We start from the raw sequence: 18,073 nt of genomic DNA, 5'->3' as shown, positions 1-18,073 counted from the left end.
GATACATGCTCGATCTCGTCCGGTTGCGCGTGCTGGCCGCGGTCGCCGCGCACGGTTCGGTCACCGCGGCGGCCGCGGCGCTGCACTACACACAACCCACCGTGAGCCACCATCTCGCCCGGCTCGAGGCCGCGACCGGCGCGAAGCTCGTCCAGAAGGCCGGCCGCGGCATTCGGCTCACCCCGGAGGGCGAGGTGCTCGCCCGCCGCGCCGCGGAGATCGTCGGCCGCGTCGACGCCGCCGACGCCGAGCTCGCCGCCCTCGTCGGCCTGCGCTCCGGCCTGGTCCGGGTCGGCGCCTTCAGCTCGGCGCTCAGCGAACTCGTCCCACCCGCGGCGGCCGAGCTCCGCCGCGAGCACCCGAACCTCCAGTTCCAACTCACCGACGTCCACCCGCGGGTTGCCGTCCAGCAGTTGCGGGCAGGTGCGATCGATCTCGCGATCGTCTTCCGGTACGACGACGAGCAGCCGGACGACGGCATCAGATACACGTACCTGCGTGACGACCCGATCCATCTGCTCAGCCGCCGGACCGGAGAAACCCTCGCCGACCATCGGGACTCGGACTGGATCGCAGGCTGCGTGAACTGCCGCCACGAGCTGCTGCAGCACTGCGCGGACGCCGGCTTCACGCCGCGGATCGCCTTCACCAGCGACGATGTGATCGTCAAGCAGGCCCTCGTCCGCGCCGGTCTCGGTGTCACCACCACGCCCGGTCTGGCGTTGCGGGCGCACCTCGCCGACGGGGTGCGATCGACCGAGTTGCCGGTCGTTCGCCGCATCTTGCTCGCCACGTACGGCGAACCGCCCGACCCGCCGGCCACGGCGGCCTTCATTACTGCCCTGAAACGAGTAACACTGGTCTAGGGGGAGCCACTCGACTCCGGTTGGAGGACCGGGCGATGGGCACTGGGTGAGCATGGTGGACGTCGAGCTGCGGTATCAGCGGATCTGGCGGGCAGCCGTGGGACTGCTGGCCATTCTCGGTGTGGTCAGCGCGCTGGTGTTCGTGTCACCGGGGACGAACCTGGTGGTCTTCATGATCGCCGCCTTCACCGCCGGCGCAATTTGTCTCAGCATCGGTCTCGGCCGCGATCTGCCGACCTCTGACCTACTCAACATGGTTCCCCGCGGTGCGGTGCTCGGCGGGCTGTGCGTTCTCGCGATCTGCGGGTACGCCGCCGCGATCGGAGTCCGCACCGTGACGCTGCTCCTGCTGATGGTCGGCGTGTCTCCGCCGGTCATCGGCTGGTTGCGCTCGGGCCGGGCCGACCGGCCGGCGCGGGAACGGCCGCGCCGGACGATCAGGTTGCCCAAGGCATCGAACCGCCAATTGAACGCGGTCCGCGCCGAGGACGACCCGGCCGCGGGCTTACCGATGCCGAAGTACCTCGTCGCCGTGGTGCGGAGCGTCGGCGAGCTGAGCGACGAGGAGCTGTGCCTCGCCTGGCGGCGAAGCTTCACCCAGCTCCAGCGTGCGATGGGACCCGACCGGAGACAGGCGATGGTCGACGTACGCCGTGCCTACCTCGACGAACTCGAACGCCGCCACCCCGACTCTTTCGCGATCTGGCTGGCGTCGAACCCGCGCGCCGCCGGCAACCCGGCCCGCTTCTTCACCCACCGCGCCGACCATTAGGAAAACTAGGAAACTAGGAAAACGCAGCACGAAGGTCCGCGGCGATGAGTTCGACCGCGTGGCGGCCGGCGGACAGTGCGCCCGGAAAGTTCAGGAACGCGTGCATCGTGTCCGCGTACTCGACCAGCCGCATCGGTACGCCGTCCTGCTCCAGGCGACCCGCATACGCCAGCGCGTCGTCGCGCAACGAGTCCCGCCCGGCCGCCACCATGAGCGTCGGCGGAAGCCCCGCGAGCGAGTCGGCCCGCAGTGGTACGGCGGTTGCCGGTACGTCGTCCGTGGGGAAGTACCACTCGTGCCACTCGGCGTCCGGGCGCAAATCCAGCGTCGGATAGCACAGGATCTGACGATCGGGGACAGGACCACCTTGGTCCCGAGCGAGCAGACACGCCCCGGCGGCCAAGGCCGCGCCCGCACTCTGACCGCCCACCGCAACCCGCCCGTCGCCGTCGAGGTTCTCGCGGATCCACTGAAGCGTGTGGTGAACGTCGAGAAGCCCTGCTGGATAAGGATTCTCCGGCGCGAGCCGATAGTTGAGGGAGACAACAGTAACGTTGCCGTCGGCAGCTATCCCGGACGTCGCGTACTCGATGTCCCGCAAATGCCCGCCGATGAAAGAACCACCGTGCAACCAGAGCAGAACCGGTCGAGGCTCCGGCGACATGCCGTAGATCCGCGCCTCGAGGGACCGCCCCGGCAGCTCGATCACGACGTCCTCGATCCCCGGCCGCGGATCACGCTCACCCGCCAGCGCCGGATCCGGCAGCTCCTCCCGATCCAGCAGTAACGCCTGGTACGGATCGAGCTCGGGGTAGCCGGGCTGATCGGCGAGCACCTTCCGCAGCGCGTCCGTCTCCGGCCCGTACTCCGGGCTGTCGACGAGCTCGGGCGTCATGCGCTCACCGGCTGCAGGTGACGCGCCGCGTGCGCGAACAGGATCCCGTCGGGCGTCGTCGAGACGTACTCCGCCAGCGCCCCGATCCCGCCGTCGAACCCGGCACCTGTCGACGGGTCCGCCCAGGTCTCCTCGTCGTACCGCGAGATCTCGTCAACGAGCGCCTCGCCGACACTGTGGAACCGGTGCAGCACGAGTTCGGACGGGATCAGCCGGCCCGCCTCGACGCCGCCGAGGTTGAGCGCGCGCCCGATCTCGGCGGTCTCCCAGAGCGGATCGAGACTCCAGTGCAGCCGTCCCGCCCGGGCGTCCCGCAGTACGGCGAGCGTGACCTCGTCCCACATCAGCACGTGCGCGACCAGGTCGTGCAACGAGTCACAGAAGTCCCCGAGCGGTCCGGCGGCCACGTCGTACGGCGCCCGCATCTCGTCCTCGCTCAATCCCTCGATCCGGCTCAGCAACAGGTCCTGGTCCCGCCGGATCATCCCGGCCGCCTGCGCCGGTGTTGTAGTCGGTGTACGCATGCCCACAATCAACCATCCCGACCGCGACCCTTCTGGCCGATTGCGCGAAACTCGCAATCAATCCACAGCGCGGTACGTCGCCATCTTGGCGCGCGCTCCACAGCTGTTCATCGAGCACCATCGCCGCCGCCCGCCACGACTCGCGTCGACGAACAGCAGCGAACACTCGTCCGCCGCACACGTCCGGATCCGATCGCCAAGCGGACCGGTCAGCAAGTCAACCGCGTCCCGAGCCAAACCACTGAGCAGACCCGGCACGTCGACCGCCGCACTCTCCGCACGAAGGTCCGACGTCAGCCGAGGCCCCGCCAACGGACGGCTGCTCCAACGATTGACCACCTCGAGATCAGCGGCGTACGTCGTCCCGGTGAAGAGCCGGTACAACGCCTCCCGCAACTCGACAGCCTGGCGATACGCACGCCCTGAAACAGCCGGCTCGTCCTGCGCGAGCCCGGCTTCGCGGAACCAGCGGCCGAGATCGGTCGGCTCCGGGATGCGCTCGAACGGCGCCTGCTGCCGCTTGCCGAGGGTCGCGGTGAAGTCGACCGACGGCCGCCCGCCGACCCAGGTGAAGTGCGTGTCCATGGCGCGTAGTCTATCATCGCTGTTACCAGTTGAACCGGTAACCGAGGGAGTGGGTTGTGAGGATCGGGATCGTCGGCGCGGGCGGTGTGGGCGGGTACTTCGGTGCGCGGCTGGCCGCCGCCGGGCAGGACGTGGCGTTCGTGGCCCGCGGCAAGCACCTGGAGGCGCTGAAGGCCGACGGCCTGGTGGTGCGGAGCCCGGCGGGTGACCTGCAGCTACCTGTGCAGGCGACCAGCGAGCCGACCGAGATCGGTCCGGTGGACTACGTGCTGATCTGCGTGAAGACGTGGCAGCTGCCCGACGCGATCGATGCGATCCGCCCGCTCGTGGGACCGGACACCGCGATCGTCACGGTGCAGAACGGAGTCGAGGCGCCCGATCAGGTCGCCGAGGTCTACGGGCGCGACGCCGTACTGCCCGGAGCCGCCGAAGTGATCGCGTACGTCGAGGGTCCCGGCGTGATCCGGCATCTCGGCAACGGGAAGCTCAACTTCGGCGAATGGGACAACACGGCCACGCCGCGAACCGGTCTGCTCCGCGACGCCTTCGTCGCGGCGGGACTCCAGGCGACCGTTCCGGACGACATCTGGGCGGCGTTGTGGACGAAGTTCCTCTCGGTCGTCCCGGGCGGCGGCCTCGGTACGGCGACCGGCGCAGGGTACGGCGTACTCCGCACCCACCCCGCCACCCGCCGGCTGCTCACCGAGGCCATCACCGAGATCCGCGACATCGCACTGGCGCGAGGCATTCGGCTCGCCGGGGACGTCGTACCGCGAACGCTCGCCTGGGTCGATCAGCTCCCCGCCGACGGAACGACGTCGCTCCAGCGCGACCTGATCGCCGGCCGTCCGTCGGAGCTCGACGCCTGGACCGGCGCCGTCGTACGCCTCGGCGCCGAATCGGCCGTCCCGACCCCGGTCAACACGTTCCTGTTCGAACTGGCCGGCGCCCGAGCGCTCGCTGCTGGCAATTGACGCCGACTACTCCAGGCCGAGGTCGGTGAGGACGTCGTTCACCGGGCGGTTCGGTGGGGCCGCGGCGACCAGGCCGCGGATGCAGCCGGTCATCACCATCCGGAAGTACGGCTCGGAGGTGATCGTCGGGAGTTCCTGATGCGCCGCGCTCAGCACCTCGTCCGCAGCGAGGAGGGCGTAGACCTTCTCGAGTTCGCGTTGGTGCGGACCTTCGAAGTACGGGCGATGCCGCTCCTCGGCCGCGGTCAGGTTGATCGCCAGCGATGCGACGGTGCCTGACATCAGCACCGCACCGGCCGGGCTGTAACCGCGCCGGCCGAGCGCCTCGACCGCCTCTCGCTGCAGCCGTACCCCGGCCTCACCGCGCGGGAACAGCCCTTGCAGGTACGCCGCGAGCCCGGGGTGCTCGAGGACGAACGTGTGCAGCTGCCGCGCGAACGACAACAAGTGCGCCTCGACGTCGTCGTCCGGGTCGTCGACGATGTGCAGCTCCCGCAGTACCGCCTCACCGACCAGCGCCTCGAGCCCGAGCTTGCCGTCGACGTGCCGGTACAGCGCGGTCGGGGTGACGCCGAGCGCGGTCGCGACCCCGTTCACGGTCAGGTTGGTCAGGCCGATCCGCAGGCCCTCCCGCTCGATGTCCGCGATGGTGATCTGCGCCTGGCGGCCGCCGGTCTTCCGACGGGGCGGATTCGCTGTCACAACACTCCTCTGTGGGGCCTGACCCCAAAGTTATGCTACTAACTTAGATCAACACCGTCACCGACGGTGATTATTCTGTCCCCTCATAGCTCAGGAGATCATGGTGAGCGCACCTCGCCCCACCCGGCGCACGATGCTGAAGGCCGCCGGCGGGCTGACCGTCGCCGCCGGCCTCGGCGCCGGCACCATTCTGGCCACCTCCCTCGCCGCGAGTGCGGCCGACGACGGATTCGGCCTGCACATCACCGAGCGGAACGAAGACGATCCGCGGATGTGGTACTACCGCTTCCAGACCGACGCGATCGGCTGGGCCCCGGCCGTCAACGTCCTGCTGCCGAGTGACTATCACACCAGCGGGCGCACCTACCCGGCGCTGTACCTGCTGCACGGCGGCAACCAGGACTTCATCGCGTTCGACCGCCTCGGCATCCGCGACTGGACCGCGGGCAAGCCGCTGATCGTGGTGATGCCGGACGGCGGCAAGGCCGGCTGGTACTCCAACCCGGTCAGCTCCAACACCGGCCCGCGCAACTGGGAGAGCTTCCACCTCAACCAGCTGGTGCCGTGGATCGACGCCAACTTCCGCACGTACGCCGAGTTCGCCGGCCGTGCCGTCGCCGGCTTCTCGATGGGCGGCTTCGGCGCGCTCAAGTACACGGCGAAGTACTACGGCCACTTCGCCTCCGTCAGCTCGCACTCCGGTCCGGCGAGCGTCCGCCGCGACGCGGGCCTGGTCGTGCACTGGGCGAACGTGTCCTCCGCGGCCGTCGACCTGGCCGGCGGGACGATCTACGGCGCCCCAGCCTGGGACGAGGCACGCGTCACCGCCGACAACCCGATGGAGAACCTCGAGCGCTACCGCGGCAAGCGCATCTTCCTGGTCGCCGGCACCAGCCCGAGCCCCGACCCGTTCGACTACGCCAACGAGACCCAGGTCCTGGCCGGCCAGCGCGAGTTCCGTGCCGCCCTCGACAACGCCAGCATCCCCTTCACCGCCTACGAAGACCCCGGCGGCCACATGGTCCGCCCCGACCGCATGATCGAAGACCTCGACGGCATCATCGCCCACCTGAAGAAGGCCTGACCCGCCCCACCCGGATCCCCGCCGTTGGTGGGTCGACCCATCAGATACAGGGTTTGCGTCCGAGATCCCGGACGCAAACCCTGCATCTCGGACGTCAACCCACGGGAGGCGGGGCTGGGTGGGACGTCGGGTGCGTAGATGGGTGCAACGTGTGGCGTGCGGGTTATTCCTCGGCGAGGCGCTGAAGGAGATCAGCGAGGGTTTGCTGCTCGTCCGCCGTCAGGCGGGCGAGTTGGCCGGCCATCACGTCGCGGCGTTTCTTGCGGAGGGTGGCCAGAACTTTCAGGCCGTCAGGGGTGAGATAGACGAGGGTGGCGCGGCGGTCGTGTGGGTCCGGCTGCCGCGCGACCAGCCCGGCCGCCTCCAGATCGTCCACGACCGACGTCGCCGATCGCGGCACGATGCCCAGTTGCGCTGCCAGTTCGCTCAGCCGCAGCAGCCGGTCCGCGCGATCGAGCGTCCGCAGTACCCGGAACTGCCCGTGCGTGACACTCTCGCCGAACCCCTCCCGTGAGGCCCGCCGCTGGCGGCGAACGATCCCGTCCAGCAGGCCGGCAATCTGCTCCGCAGCATCATCGGGATCACGCATGCCCAGAGCCTAATGGGAGCCCTCGCGCCCGCGGGGAACAGAACACCATCTTGTGAGGTTAGCTCATAGTGAGTTAGCCTCACTATGTTGTTGTCCCTGACTGGAAGGAACTGCATGTCGCAGATTTCCGGACTTCCGGGTGGGGGAGGGGGCGGTGGGCGCGCGATGCGCTCGCTGTTGAAGGACTCCTCCGTCCGGCACCACAAGTTGTCGGCGGGCACGCTCCGCCGGATCCTCGGGTTCGCCCGTCCGTACCGCGGCCATCTGGCCGCCTTCCTCGTCCTCGTCGCTCTCGACGCCGGCACCGGCGCGGCCACCCCGCTGCTGTTCAAGGCGATCATCGACCGCGGCATCGTGCCCGGCCACGCCCACGTGGTCGTCTGGCTCGCGCTCGTCGTAGCACTGCTAGCGGTCGCGAACAGCGCGATCACGCTTGCCGAGCGCTGGTTCTCGTCGCGGATCGGCGAGGGTCTCGTCTACGACCTCCGCACCGCCGTGTTCGACCACGTGCAGCAGCTCCCCGTCGCGTTCTTCAGCCGGACGCAGACCGGCGCGCTCATCCAGCGCCTCAACGGCGACGTGCTCGGCGCCCAGCAGGCGTTCACCTCCACGCTCTCGAACGTGGTCAGCAACCTGCTCAGCGTCACGCTCGTACTCGCCGCGATGTTCGTGATGTCCTGGCAGATCACCCTGCTCGCGCTCGTCGTACTCCCGCTCTTCGTCATCCCCGCCCGCCTCCTCGCCGGAAAGTTGCGCACGGCAACAGCGGAGACGTACAAGCTGAACGCCACCATGGCGCAGACCATGACCGAGCGCTTCAACGTCGCCGGCGCGGTGCTCGCCAAGGTGTTCGGCCGCACCGAGGACGCCTCGCGGGACTTCGCCGGCAAGGCCGCCCGGGTCCGCGACATCGGCGTCACCACCTCGATGTACGCCGGCGTCTTCCGCGTCTCGCTCACGCTGGTAGCGGCGCTCGCGGTCGCTCTCGTGTACGGCGTCGGTGGGGTTTTCGCCGTTGAAGGAGCGCTTGGGATCGGTACGGTCGTCGCGCTGACGGCGTACCTGAACCGGCTCTACGGGCCGCTCACCGCGCTGTCGAACATGCAGGTCGACATCATGACCACGCTGGTCAGCTTCGAGCGGGTCCTCGAGGTGCTCGACCTGCCGCCAATGGTTGCCGACCGCAAGGACGCGAAGACGCTGCCGCCGAGCGCGGAGCCGTCGATCGAGTTCGATCACGTGTCGTTCCACTACCCGTCCGCCAAGGAAGTGTCGCTCGCCTCGCTCGAGTCGGTCGCGACGCTGTCGGCCGAGACCGGGGAAGAGGTCCTCAAGGACGTCACGTTCACGGTCGAGCCCGGGCAGATGGTCGCCGTCGTCGGCCCGTCCGGCGCCGGGAAGTCCACGCTCTCCTCGCTCGTCTCCCGGATGTACGACGCCACAGGAGGTGCGGTCCTGGTCGGTGGTCACGACGTACGCGAAGTCACCCAGGCCTCGCTCCGTGCGGCGATCGGCGTGGTCACGCAGGACTCGCACATGTACCACGACACGATCCGCGCGAATCTGCAGCTGGCCCGCCCGGACGCGACCGACGACGAACTGCACCAGGCGCTCGAAGCGGCGCAGATCGCGACCCTCGTCGACAGCCTGCCGGACGGGCTCGACACCGTGGTCGGTGATCGCGGATACCGGTTGTCCGGTGGCGAACGTCAGCGGCTCGCGATCGCGCGGCTGCTGCTCAAGTCACCGTCGATCGTGATCCTCGACGAGGCCACCGCGCACCTCGACTCCGAATCCGAGGCCGCCGTCCAGACCGCGCTTGCGAACGCATTGGTCGGCCGTACGTCGCTCGTCATCGCGCACCGCCTCTCCACGATCCGCAACGCCGACGTCATCCTCGTCCTCGACGAGGGCCGCATCCAGCAACGCGGCACCCACGACGAACTGCTCGCCCAGGGCGGCCTGTACGCCGACCTCTACGCAACCCAGTTCGCCCAAGCCGCCTGAGCGCTGCGCGGACGTCCGCCACTCACCAACTCGTCCCGACGCCCTCGCTCACTCCTGCTACACGCCTTGCCCCGGGGCGGCCCGCCGCGGTTGGTGAGTGGCCCAGGTCCGGCGTACCTGACCAGTAGTCGGACCCCCGGTCGCGCAGCGGTGTGTGCGCGGGGGAGGATCGCGGCATGAGAGATCGGATGACTGCGGCCGCCACCGAGTTGACGTACGACGCTCCCGCGGCGGACTGGCTGGCGGCGCTCCCGCTGGGCAACGGCCGGATCGGCGCGATGTGGTTCGGCGGAACCACGCAGGACCGGATCGCCCTGAACGACGAAACCTGCTGGTCCGGCAGCCCCGCGACAACCCGCCGCCTCGAGACTCCGGTCGGCGAGGTCGGGGCAGGTGCGGTTGAGCGGGTGCGAGCGGCGCTGGCGGCGGGTGACGTGCGCGCGGCCGAGGAACTCGCGCACGTGTTTCACAGCGGTCACTCGCAGGCCTATCTCCCGCTGGGCGACCTGCTGCTGGACTTCGAGTCCGCCGGTGCGGTCTCGAACTACCGGCGCCGGCTCGACCTGGACACCGCGGTCGCCCGCGCCGAGTACGAGATCGGCGGCGTCGCGGTCTGGCAGGAGGTCTTCGTCAGCGCGTCGGCGCAGGCATTGGTCCTACGTCTGGGCGCCTCGCAGCCGCTGACGGTGACGCTCAGCCTCACCTCGCAGCTCCGCGCGACCGCGCAGACCCTCGGCGACAACGGGCTAGCACTGCTAGCCATTTGTCCGTCGTCGGTCGCCCCGCCCCACGGGAACGCCGCCGAGCCGATCCAGTACTCCGACGGGGACGACCGCGGGATGAACGCGGCCGCCGTACTGCGTGCGCACACCAACGGCACGCTCACGCCCACGAACGACCAACTGACCGTCAGCAACACCACGGAACTCCTGGTCGTCCTCTCCACAGCCACCGGCTACGAAGACCCACACACCGCCCCGACCCGCACCGCGGAGGAGTGCCAAGAGGCGGCCGACACCGCGGCCCGCACCGCACTCACCAAGGGCACCGACGTGGACGGGGCCGGCCTGGACGAGGCCGGCCTGGACGAGGCCGACGTGGACGAGGCCGGCGTGGTTGGGGCCGGCGTGGACGACATCGAGGTGAGGGACGGTGGGCGGCTTGGCGTGGGGTTGCGGGAGGAGCATGTTCGCGATTACCAGGAGCTCTTTCGCCGGTCGGTGCTCACTCTTCCTTCGGCAAAGGAGCTGACGACCGACCGGCGGCTCGTGGAGGCAGGGGACGACCCCGGGTTGGCCGCGCTGATCTACAACTTCGGGCGATATCTGATGATCTCCAGCTCCCGTCCAGGAGGTTTGCCGACCAACCTGCAAGGGATCTGGAACGGGCATCTGCAGCCGCCGTGGAGCAGTAACTACACGGTCAACATCAACACCGAGATGAACTACTGGCCCGCCGAGACCACGTCCCTCTCGGAGTGCCACCAACCGCTCCTCGACTACGTCAAACATCTCGCCGTGGCAGGCCGCCGTACCGCCGAACACCTGTACGGCGCCAAAGGCTGGACCGCCCACCACAACGCCGATGCCTGGTGCTGGACCGCGCCCGTCGACGGCAACCCGAAATGGTCGAACTGGCCGATGGCCGGCGTCTGGCTGTGCCGGCACCTCTGGGACCACTACGCGTTCACCGGCGACCGCGAGTACCTGAACGACGTCTGGCCGACGCTGCGAGGCGCCGCCGAATTCGCGCGGGACTGGCTGATCGAACTCCCGGACGGCACCCTCGGCACCGCCCCCTCCACCTCACCCGAGAACGAGTACGTCGCCGAAGACGGCAAACCCGCCTCGGTCACGACCTCGTCGACGATGGACCTCTCGCTGATCGCCGACCTGTTCGATCGGTGCGCGCAGACCGCCGCCGAGCTCGGCCTCGCGGACCCACTGATCGACGACCTGACGGCGGCCCGCAAGCGGATCCCCGACCCGAAGATCGGTCGCCGAGGGCAGCTCCAGGAATGGCTGGCCGACCTGCCCGAGGCCGAGCCGCAGCACCGCCACACGTCGCACCTGATCGGCCTGCATCCCGGCGACCAGATCACCCCGGACGGTACGCCGGAACTCGCCGCGGCCGCTGCCCGCACCCTGGAGTTGCGTGGCGACAAGAGCACCGGCTGGTCGCTGGCCTGGCGAATCTCGTTGTGGGCAAGGCTCCGCGACGGCGCCGCCGCCCACCGCCTGGTCCGCGAACTGCTCACCCCCGCCGCGGACTCCGGCACCGACTACGTGGGCGACGGATCCGGCCTGTACCCGAACCTGTTCTGCGCGCACCCGCCGTTCCAGATCGACGGCAACTTCGGTGCGACCGCCGGGATCGCGGAAATGCTGCTGCAGAGCCACACCGGCGAGCTCGAGATCTTCCCCGCGCTCCCGGAAGCGTGGCCGGAGGGCTCGATCACCGGTCTCCGGGCCCGCGGCGGTGTCCGTGTCGACCTCACCTGGTCCCCGGACGCGGCCAACGCCGTACTCACGGCCGACCGGGACACCACCGTCGTACTCCGGCACCGCGAGCAGCGCGAGGAGGTGTCTCTCGCCGCCGGCGTCTCCCACACCTGGAGAGTCGCCGGAGGCCGCTAGGTCACGTCGCGGACGTGCAGCACAGTTCCGCTGGGGAGATCGCGGTCGAGCAGTGACCAGATCGTGCGTGCCACGGTCTCCGGCTTCGCGAGGTGGCCGAGGGCCTGCATTTCGCGGAAGCGGTCCGACACCGGCACCTCGTCGGGACTGGCCGCTCGCAGTTCGGCCTGCATGTCGGTGTCGATCGAGCCAGGTGACACGGAGATCACCCGGCAGCCGGGACTTCGGTGCTGCTGCTCGAGCCCGACGGTGCGGACCCACTGGTCGATCGCGGCTTTGCCCGCGCAGTAGCTGGATTCGCCTTCGTGCGGCCGGTTCGCTGCGCCGGACGACACCATGATCAGGTGCTGCTCGCAGTCCCGTCCGGACACCGCGCGGAGGAACGACTGCCCCAGCACCTGAGCGGCCGCGGAGTTCAACAGCACGTTGCGCGTGTACTCCTCGGTGTCGACGTGATCCGCCGAGCCGAGCGGCGTCAGCGTCCCCGCGTTGTGGATGAACACCACCAGTTCCGGGTTGCCGGCCTCGATCCGTTGCCGGAAGTCATTTTCCACCACGGCCCACGATTTCGGGTCGGCGAGATCCACCGCGACGTGTTGCACGCCCGGCGTACCACCGCGCCGCGAGATGTCGATCAGTTCCGCGCCCTCGAACGGAATCGTCGCGGCCAGCGCAGCTCCCAGCCCCGCCGACGCACCAGAGATCCAGACCAGAATCCGCCGCAGCGGCGTCATCTGCTGCCCGTCCCTGAGCGCAGGCAAAAACCCAGCATAATGCAGTTCCCCCCTGCAGCCCCAACCCACCCCTTGGAGCCGATGCTACGTCGTGCAGCGCGTGAGACGTACCCCTGTGGCCGTTTCTGACCACCAGCGACCACTTGGTAGCCGCCAGCATTCATCCGAAATCTCAGCCGGCCCTCAGGAAATTTGTTGCCCGCAGCATCGACCACCTTGTTCAAGCGTTCGCGGGCGCCGGGCAGACAGGCCGCTGGGCGGCCGCGGTGCGAACCACGGCCGCCTCAGGACTGGCTCAGGACTGGTCGTCCGGGATGTCGTCGTTCTGGCCGTCGAGGTTGTCCAGCTGGTCCTTGGCCATGTCGGTGCCCTGGTCGATCTTGTCGCCGTACTTGCCGCCGGTCTTCTCGTCGGCGAAGTCACCGGCCTTGTCCATGCCCTCGTTGACCTTGTCGCCGTGCTCGTCGACCAGGTCGCCTGCCTTGTCCTTCATGTTGTCGAACATGCCCATCGTGGTTTCCCCGTTCTCTCGATGGTTGCCTTCTACTACCGAACCGTCAGTACCCGATCGATCCGATCCCACACCACGGTGCGCCGCAACCTGGTGGTGATCCCCGCGAAACGTGCGGAGTAGTTGAAGATGACATAAAAGGCTGACAGGTTGCCGCCACGACCGGGAGGGACTCGTGAGTCTCAGTCAGCCCACCGACGCCGAGCTGAACGTGATGATCAGGGCGCGTCTGGCTTCCATCGGAATCGATCTCGAACAGTTGCCGGCCGGGAGCGCGCCGGATCCGGACACCGGGAGCCCGGGCCGCGATTCCGTGCTCGCCAGTCTGCGCGGATTCATGCGTACGACGGTGCTGCCGTTGAGCTCGTACACGTTCGCCGCGGACGCCCGGCTCGCTCAGCAGGCCGCGCCGCCGAAGCTGTACCCGTCCATCGACGTCGTCCGGGAGGCCCGATGAGCGCGCCGCAGGACAGCCAGGTCGACCGGCGATCGTTCCTCCACCGCGCGAGCGCACTGGCCGCCGCCACTGCGGTCGGCTCGGTAGCGCTGCCGGCCGTCGCGCACGCAGCTCCCGAGTCAAGCGGTACGGCGTCATTGGTCGACGTACCGGCGAGATCGGTGGACGTCAGCGAGCTCACGATCGCCGAAGCCGCCACGTTGATCCGCAAGGGCAAGTTGAAGCCCGAACAGTTGGTGGAAGCCCATCTGGACAGGATCAAGGCGTTCGACTCGGCGTACCAGGCGTTCAACCTGGTGCTCGCCGATGAGGCGCTGGCCCGGGCGCGGGCGCTCGGCCGGACCCGCGGCGGCGCACTGCACGGGATCCCGCTGGCGATCAAGGACAACTACTACACGCGGGGTGTCACCACGACGGCGAACTCGTACCTGTTCGCCGACTTCGTGCCGCCCTTCGACGCGACCGCCGTACGACGGCTGACCGCGGCCGGCGGGATCGTCGTCGGCAAGACCCAGATGGGGCCGCTGGCCACCACTCGTGCGACCACGCCCGATGGCCGCATCACTACCGTGAATGCGTGGACGCCGAACGATCCCACCACTGACCCAGGTGGTTCGTCGTCCGGATCGGCGACCGCGGTCGCAGCCCGGCTCGCGACGTCCGCGGTCGGGACGCAGACCGGCGGCTCGATCACCGCACCGTCGAACGCCCAGAACCTGACCGGCTTGAAGCCGACGATGGGCCGGGTGTCGCTGCACGGCATCGTTCCGCTGAGCTACACCCGCGACCACCCGGGCCCGCTGGCGCGCGACGCGATGGACGCCGCGATCATGCTCACCGCAATGGCCGGCGAGGACCCGGAAGACCCAAGAACACAAGGACTTCCGCCCGTACCCGACCTCGTTACGGCAGCGACACCGGTGCGACCGGGACGGGCCCGTTGGCGGACCCGGATCGGCGTGATCCCCGGGTTCACCAGCGGTACGTCGGAGACCGCCGCCGCTCGTACGACGGCACTCGACGTCCTCGCCGGGATCGAGGGACTGTCGGTTGTCGACGTGACCATGCCCGACGAGTGGGACCTGCTCACGAACGCGGCCTTCAACAACGTGCGGCTGCCCGAGCGGAGCGAGCCGTTCCTCCCGATGCTGCAGTCGAACCTCCGCGGCTTCGGCGTGTCCGTGACGGGCTGGCTGCAGGGCGCGCTGCTGGGAGCCAACGAGTTCCTGATCGGCCAGCGCGCCAAGGTGGTGCTGCTGGAGCGCGTCCTCGAGGACCTGTTCGAGCAGTGCGACGTCGTGGTGCAGACGTCACCGACACCGTTCGACGCGCTCGGACTTCCCGAGTTGGCCCTGCCGCTCGGGTTCAGCGCGAACGGCGTACCGATCGGCACGATCCTCGGTGGCAAGCCGTTCGGCGAGGACCGCCTCCTCTCTGTCGCAGCCGCCTACCAGTCCGTCACCGACTGGCACCATCGCCGCCCCGCGGATCCGACCGCAGCCCGCGCGGCTCTACGGTCCGCCGAAAAGCAGGACCGCGGTCGAATCCACGCCGAGGAGGTCCCCGACCTCATGCAGTGAGTCAGAGCGCGAACGGATTGTGGTCCACGGCGATCGCGGGCAGGAGCGTGTCGGCGAACTTCGCGTACAGGTGCCGCTGGAACATCGGGCCGAAGGTGACCCGGGCGACACCGCGCGCCGCGTAGTCCGCGACCGAGTTCGCGCCCTGCCCGTAGCCGACGTTCACCGGGCCGTCGAGCTGCGTGGTGAGCGTGGAGATCAGGTCCAGGTCGCCGACGCCGATCGGGTACACGCAGTCGGCGCCGGCGGCCAGATAGCGGTTCCCGCGGTCGAGGGCGGTCGCCAGTTGTTCGTCCGCCGTACCGTCCTTGCGGATGAACGCGTCGATCCGGGCGTTGATCACCAGCGCGTCACCGGCCGCGGCACGGACCGCGGCCAGGAAGTCCGCGTGCTCACCGGCGTCGATCATCGACCCGGTCGCCGGGTCGGAGTCCTCCAGGTTGAGCCCGACGGCGCCGGTCGCGAGGAAGCGTTCCACGAGCTCGCCGGGAGCCAGCCGGTACCCACGTTCGAAGTCGACCGTGACCGGGACGGATACGGACTGCGCGATCCGCGCCGCACCCGCCAGTACGTCGTCGACGGGCGCGTGCTCGCCGTCGTCGTACCCGAGGACAGCGGCCGTCGCGTTGCTGCTGGTCGCGACCGCGGCGAAGCCGGCTTTCTCGACCATCCGGGCCGAGGCGGCGTCCCACGCGTTCGGTACGACGAGGGGCGTGCCGGGAACGTGCAGTTCCCGCAGAGTGGTTGCCAAGGACATCAAGATCTCCCATGGATCAGGGGCAGCCCGAAGGCTGGGAACAAAGCAGGTTGGTGGAACGCGAGCACGGCCGAGATCGCGTCCTTCGTGTACGTCAGCACCTTGATCGAATGCGCGTGGAACAGATCGTCCGTGCCGCGGATGTAGAGCGCGAAGGCCGGCTGGCCGTTCGCCGACGTCTCGACCAGCACCCGTCGGCCCGGACCCGGGCGCAGCTTCGAGTCGAGCAACCGCAGTACGTCGGAACGCCCGCTGAACCAGGTCGGGATCGGCGGCATCTCCCACCGCGCATCCTCGCTGAACAGCCCTTCCAGTACGACGAGATCCTTGCTCTCCATCGCCGCCTGGAACTGGTCGAGCAACGCTCGCCGCAACGGTTCGTGCGGCTCGCTCAACTCGTCCTCACGCGGCCGCAACCGCGCGAGCTCGGCCCGTGCGCGCTGCAGCGAACTGTTCACCGCGGCGGTCGTGGTGTCGAGCAACGAGGCGACGTCCGCGGCCGGCCACGTGAGCACCTCACGCAGGATCAGTACGGCGCGTTGCCGCGGCGGAAGGTGCTGCATCGCGGCGACCATCGCCAGCCGCAGGCTCGCGCGATCGCCGACCACCGTGGCCGGGTCGGCCCCGAGCAACTGATCCGGGAACGGCTCCAGCCACGGCACCTCCAGGGCCTGGGCGTGCAGCTCGTCGGGATCGTTGCCCGGGGCACCCAGCGCCGACGGGACGACCCGCCGGCTGCTGTGCTGCAGGAGGTTCAGGCACACGTTCGTGGCGATCCGGTACAACCACGTCCGGACCGACGAACGGTGCTCGAAGTCCGCGTGACCACGCCAGGCGCGCAGGTACGTCTCCTGGACCGCGTCCTCGGCGTCGTGCAGCGAGCCGAGCATCCGGTAGCAGTGCGCGACCAGCTCGCCCCGATGCTGCGCGAACTCCTCCTCGAGATTCATCCGACTCCTTCTGCCACCTTCGCCACCACGGGCTCGCCGGTACGACGGCGGGCCGCGATCGCCAGCCCCGAGAGGGCCGCGATCAACGACAGTACGCCGCAACCCGCGAGGGCCCGGCCGAAGCCGTGGCCGGTGTAGCCGCCGGCCGCCGTGAAGACCGAGCCGAGGACGGCGACCCCGGCCGCGCCGCCGATCTGCCGGTTCATGCTGTAGATCCCGGACGCGATCCCGACCGCCTCCCGGGGCAGCGCCGCCATCGCCGCACTCTGCGCCGCGGGCATCGCGAGCGAGATCCCGCACCCGGTGACGACCAGCGGCACGACCAGTTCCCAGTAGTGGTCCGCGCCGCGGCTGACCCAGAACATGCCGGCGGTCTGCAGCGCCATACCGATGACGACCAGCGGTCGCTCACCGACGCGGTCGACCAGCCGGCCGGCGATCGGGCCGACGATGAACAGCGTCGCGGTCCACGGCAGCAGTTGCAGACCCGCCTTGAACGGCGCCGATCCGAGCACGACCTGCATGTACTGCGACAGGAAGAAGACCGCGCTGAACAACGCCGCGCTGAGGAAGAACCCGGCCGAGTTCGCCGCGGTGAACGTCCGGTTCCGGAAGAACTCCAGCGGCACCATCGCATGGTCCGTCCGCCGCTCCCACCACGCGAACGCCGCCAGCATCACGACCCCGATCGCGAAAGCACCCAGTACGTCGGTACTCGTCCAGCCGGCCGACTCACCGCGCACCGTGCCCCAGACCAGGCCCAGTACGGCGAGACTGATCAACACCGCGCCGACCAGGTCCAGGCGTCGCGCCGGGCCGGTGCTCTCTTGGATCTTCGTCAGCACCAACGCGATCGCGACCGCGCCGATCGGCACGTTGATCCAGAAAATCCACTGCCACGACAGTCCCTCGGTGACTGCGCCGCCGATCAGCGGCCCACCGAGTACGGCGATCCCGGTCACGCCGCTGAACACGCCGATCGCCTGGCCGCGCCGCTCCGGCGGGAACGCCGCCCCGAGCAGGCTCATCGCCAACGGCATCACCATCGCCGCGCCGACGCCCTGCACAGCCCGGGCCGCGATCAGGAACGGCAGCGTCGTGGCCAACGCGCACCCCACCGACGCGGCGGTGAAGAGCGCCAAACCGGCGGCAAAGGTACGGCGCCGGCCCAGACGGTCGCCGGTCGCGGCGGCCGTCATCAGAAGCATCGCAAAACTCAGTCCATAGGCGTTGACCGTCCATTCCAGCTGCTCGGCCGTTGCGCCGAGGTCACCGCGGATCGTCGTCAGCGCCGCCGCCACCACGAGAGCGTCCAGCGCCACCATGACCGACCCGAGGGAGGCCAAGCCCAAAACCCATCGTTGTTCTCTAGTCACACCTGTACAGACCAGCGAGACCACCCGAACTCATCGGTCCGATGAGTACGAGTTTTCAGCGCCCGGGGCGGGAC

General features: G+C 69.2%; 18 protein-coding genes. 8 read left to right on the top strand and 10 right to left on the bottom strand.

Annotation, left to right across the window (positions count from 1 at the left end; genetic code table 11):
* Positions 1-5 precede the first annotated feature (5 nt).
* Positions 6-866, top strand: coding sequence for a LysR family transcriptional regulator (locus EV137_RS11855; protein ID WP_134128493.1), 861 nt, complete (start codon positions 6-8; stop codon positions 864-866).
* 46 nt (positions 867-912) lie between these two features.
* Complete coding sequence (locus tag EV137_RS11850) at positions 913-1,638, top strand: hypothetical protein (RefSeq protein ID WP_134128491.1); 726 nt, start codon at positions 913-915, stop codon at positions 1,636-1,638.
* Between the two features lie 13 nt (positions 1,639-1,651).
* Here the strand turns inward: EV137_RS11850 and EV137_RS11845 are convergent, their stop codons facing one another.
* The 3 genes from EV137_RS11845 to EV137_RS11835 are packed head-to-tail and all read right to left on the bottom strand — an operon-like array spanning position 1,652 to position 3,642.
* Positions 1,652-2,533 (bottom strand): alpha/beta hydrolase, encoded by an 882-nt coding sequence (locus EV137_RS11845; protein WP_134128489.1) that lies wholly within the window; start codon positions 2,531-2,533, stop codon positions 1,652-1,654.
* On the bottom strand, positions 2,530-3,057 hold the full coding sequence (locus tag EV137_RS11840; RefSeq protein WP_134128487.1) for a hypothetical protein: 528 nt from the start codon (positions 3,055-3,057) through the stop codon (positions 2,530-2,532). Before EV137_RS11840 ends, EV137_RS11845 begins: the two co-directional genes overlap by 4 nt.
* Before the next feature lie 57 nt (positions 3,058-3,114).
* Positions 3,115-3,642: a CGNR zinc finger domain-containing protein gene (locus EV137_RS11835; protein WP_134128485.1), complete on the bottom strand. Its 528-nt coding sequence runs from the start codon at positions 3,640-3,642 to the stop codon at positions 3,115-3,117.
* A gap of 56 nt (positions 3,643-3,698) precedes the next feature.
* On the opposite strand from EV137_RS11835, the gene EV137_RS11830 reads away from it, so the two are divergent.
* Positions 3,699-4,616, top strand: coding sequence for a 2-dehydropantoate 2-reductase (locus EV137_RS11830; RefSeq protein ID WP_134128483.1), 918 nt, complete (start codon positions 3,699-3,701; stop codon positions 4,614-4,616).
* Between the two features lie 6 nt (positions 4,617-4,622).
* Here the strand turns inward: EV137_RS11830 and EV137_RS11825 are convergent, their stop codons facing one another.
* On the bottom strand, positions 4,623-5,318 hold the full coding sequence (locus EV137_RS11825; protein ID WP_134128481.1) for a TetR/AcrR family transcriptional regulator: 696 nt from the start codon (positions 5,316-5,318) through the stop codon (positions 4,623-4,625).
* A gap of 103 nt (positions 5,319-5,421) precedes the next feature.
* On the opposite strand from EV137_RS11825, the gene EV137_RS11820 reads away from it, so the two are divergent.
* Positions 5,422-6,402, top strand: a complete 981-nt coding sequence (locus EV137_RS11820) for an alpha/beta hydrolase (RefSeq protein WP_305000149.1) — start codon at positions 5,422-5,424, stop codon at positions 6,400-6,402.
* Between the two features lie 163 nt (positions 6,403-6,565).
* Here EV137_RS11820 and EV137_RS11815 read toward each other — a convergent pair whose 3' ends face one another.
* Entirely contained in the window at positions 6,566-6,991 is a 426-nt protein-coding gene (locus tag EV137_RS11815) for a MarR family winged helix-turn-helix transcriptional regulator (RefSeq protein WP_134001026.1), read from the bottom strand.
* A gap of 165 nt (positions 6,992-7,156) precedes the next feature.
* Here EV137_RS11815 and EV137_RS11810 point away from each other — a divergent pair, with 165 nt between their 5' ends.
* Together EV137_RS11810 and EV137_RS11805 are read left to right on the top strand one after the other, a co-directional pair.
* A complete protein-coding gene (locus tag EV137_RS11810) occupies positions 7,157-8,998 on the top strand; it encodes an ABC transporter ATP-binding protein (RefSeq protein WP_134128477.1) in 1,842 nt (613 codons plus the stop codon).
* 176 nt (positions 8,999-9,174) lie between these two features.
* Positions 9,175-11,634, top strand: a complete 2,460-nt coding sequence (locus tag EV137_RS11805) for a glycoside hydrolase family 95 protein (protein WP_134128475.1) — start codon at positions 9,175-9,177, stop codon at positions 11,632-11,634.
* Here the strand turns inward: EV137_RS11805 and EV137_RS11800 are convergent.
* Positions 11,631-12,395: an SDR family NAD(P)-dependent oxidoreductase gene (locus tag EV137_RS11800; protein WP_134128473.1), complete on the bottom strand. Its 765-nt coding sequence runs from the start codon at positions 12,393-12,395 to the stop codon at positions 11,631-11,633. The two genes, EV137_RS11805 and EV137_RS11800, sit on opposite strands and share 4 nt — an antisense overlap.
* Positions 12,396-12,663: 268 nt before the next feature.
* The gene (locus EV137_RS11795; protein ID WP_134001018.1) at positions 12,664-12,879 is read right to left on the bottom strand and encodes an antitoxin; all 216 of its coding nucleotides are present in this window, start codon (positions 12,877-12,879) and stop codon (positions 12,664-12,666) included.
* Between the two features lie 175 nt (positions 12,880-13,054).
* Between EV137_RS11795 and EV137_RS11790 the strand changes: the two genes are divergently transcribed.
* Together EV137_RS11790 and EV137_RS11785 are read left to right on the top strand one after the other, a co-directional pair.
* The gene (locus EV137_RS11790; RefSeq protein WP_134128471.1) at positions 13,055-13,336 is read left to right on the top strand and encodes a hypothetical protein; all 282 of its coding nucleotides are present in this window, start codon (positions 13,055-13,057) and stop codon (positions 13,334-13,336) included.
* Positions 13,333-14,916 carry an amidase gene (locus tag EV137_RS11785; RefSeq protein WP_134128469.1) on the top strand — a complete coding sequence of 528 codons (1,584 nt, stop codon included), beginning with the start codon at positions 13,333-13,335 and terminating at the stop codon, positions 14,914-14,916. The genes EV137_RS11790 and EV137_RS11785 overlap by 4 nt, the downstream gene beginning before the upstream one ends.
* Before the next feature lies 1 nt (position 14,917).
* Here the strand turns inward: EV137_RS11785 and EV137_RS11780 are convergent, their stop codons facing one another.
* From EV137_RS11780 to EV137_RS11770, 3 genes are read right to left on the bottom strand one after another with little or no spacing between them, the layout of a single operon-like run.
* Positions 14,918-15,673 (bottom strand): isocitrate lyase/PEP mutase family protein, encoded by a 756-nt coding sequence (locus EV137_RS11780; protein WP_134128467.1) that lies wholly within the window; start codon positions 15,671-15,673, stop codon positions 14,918-14,920.
* Positions 15,673-16,623, bottom strand: a complete 951-nt coding sequence (locus tag EV137_RS11775) for a sigma-70 family RNA polymerase sigma factor (protein ID WP_134128465.1) — start codon at positions 16,621-16,623, stop codon at positions 15,673-15,675. Before EV137_RS11775 ends, EV137_RS11780 begins: the two co-directional genes overlap by 1 nt.
* Positions 16,620-17,969, bottom strand: a complete 1,350-nt coding sequence (locus tag EV137_RS11770; RefSeq protein ID WP_238175238.1) for a DHA2 family efflux MFS transporter permease subunit — start codon at positions 17,967-17,969, stop codon at positions 16,620-16,622. Before EV137_RS11770 ends, EV137_RS11775 begins: the two co-directional genes overlap by 4 nt.
* Positions 17,970-18,073 lie beyond the last annotated feature (104 nt).

The organism is Kribbella pratensis (assembly GCF_004366075.1).
Lineage (GTDB): Bacteria > Actinomycetota > Actinomycetes > Propionibacteriales > Kribbellaceae > Kribbella > Kribbella pratensis.
The sequence above is the reverse complement of the archived record's forward strand: the minus strand, read 5'-3'. Positions and strand labels throughout refer to the sequence as shown.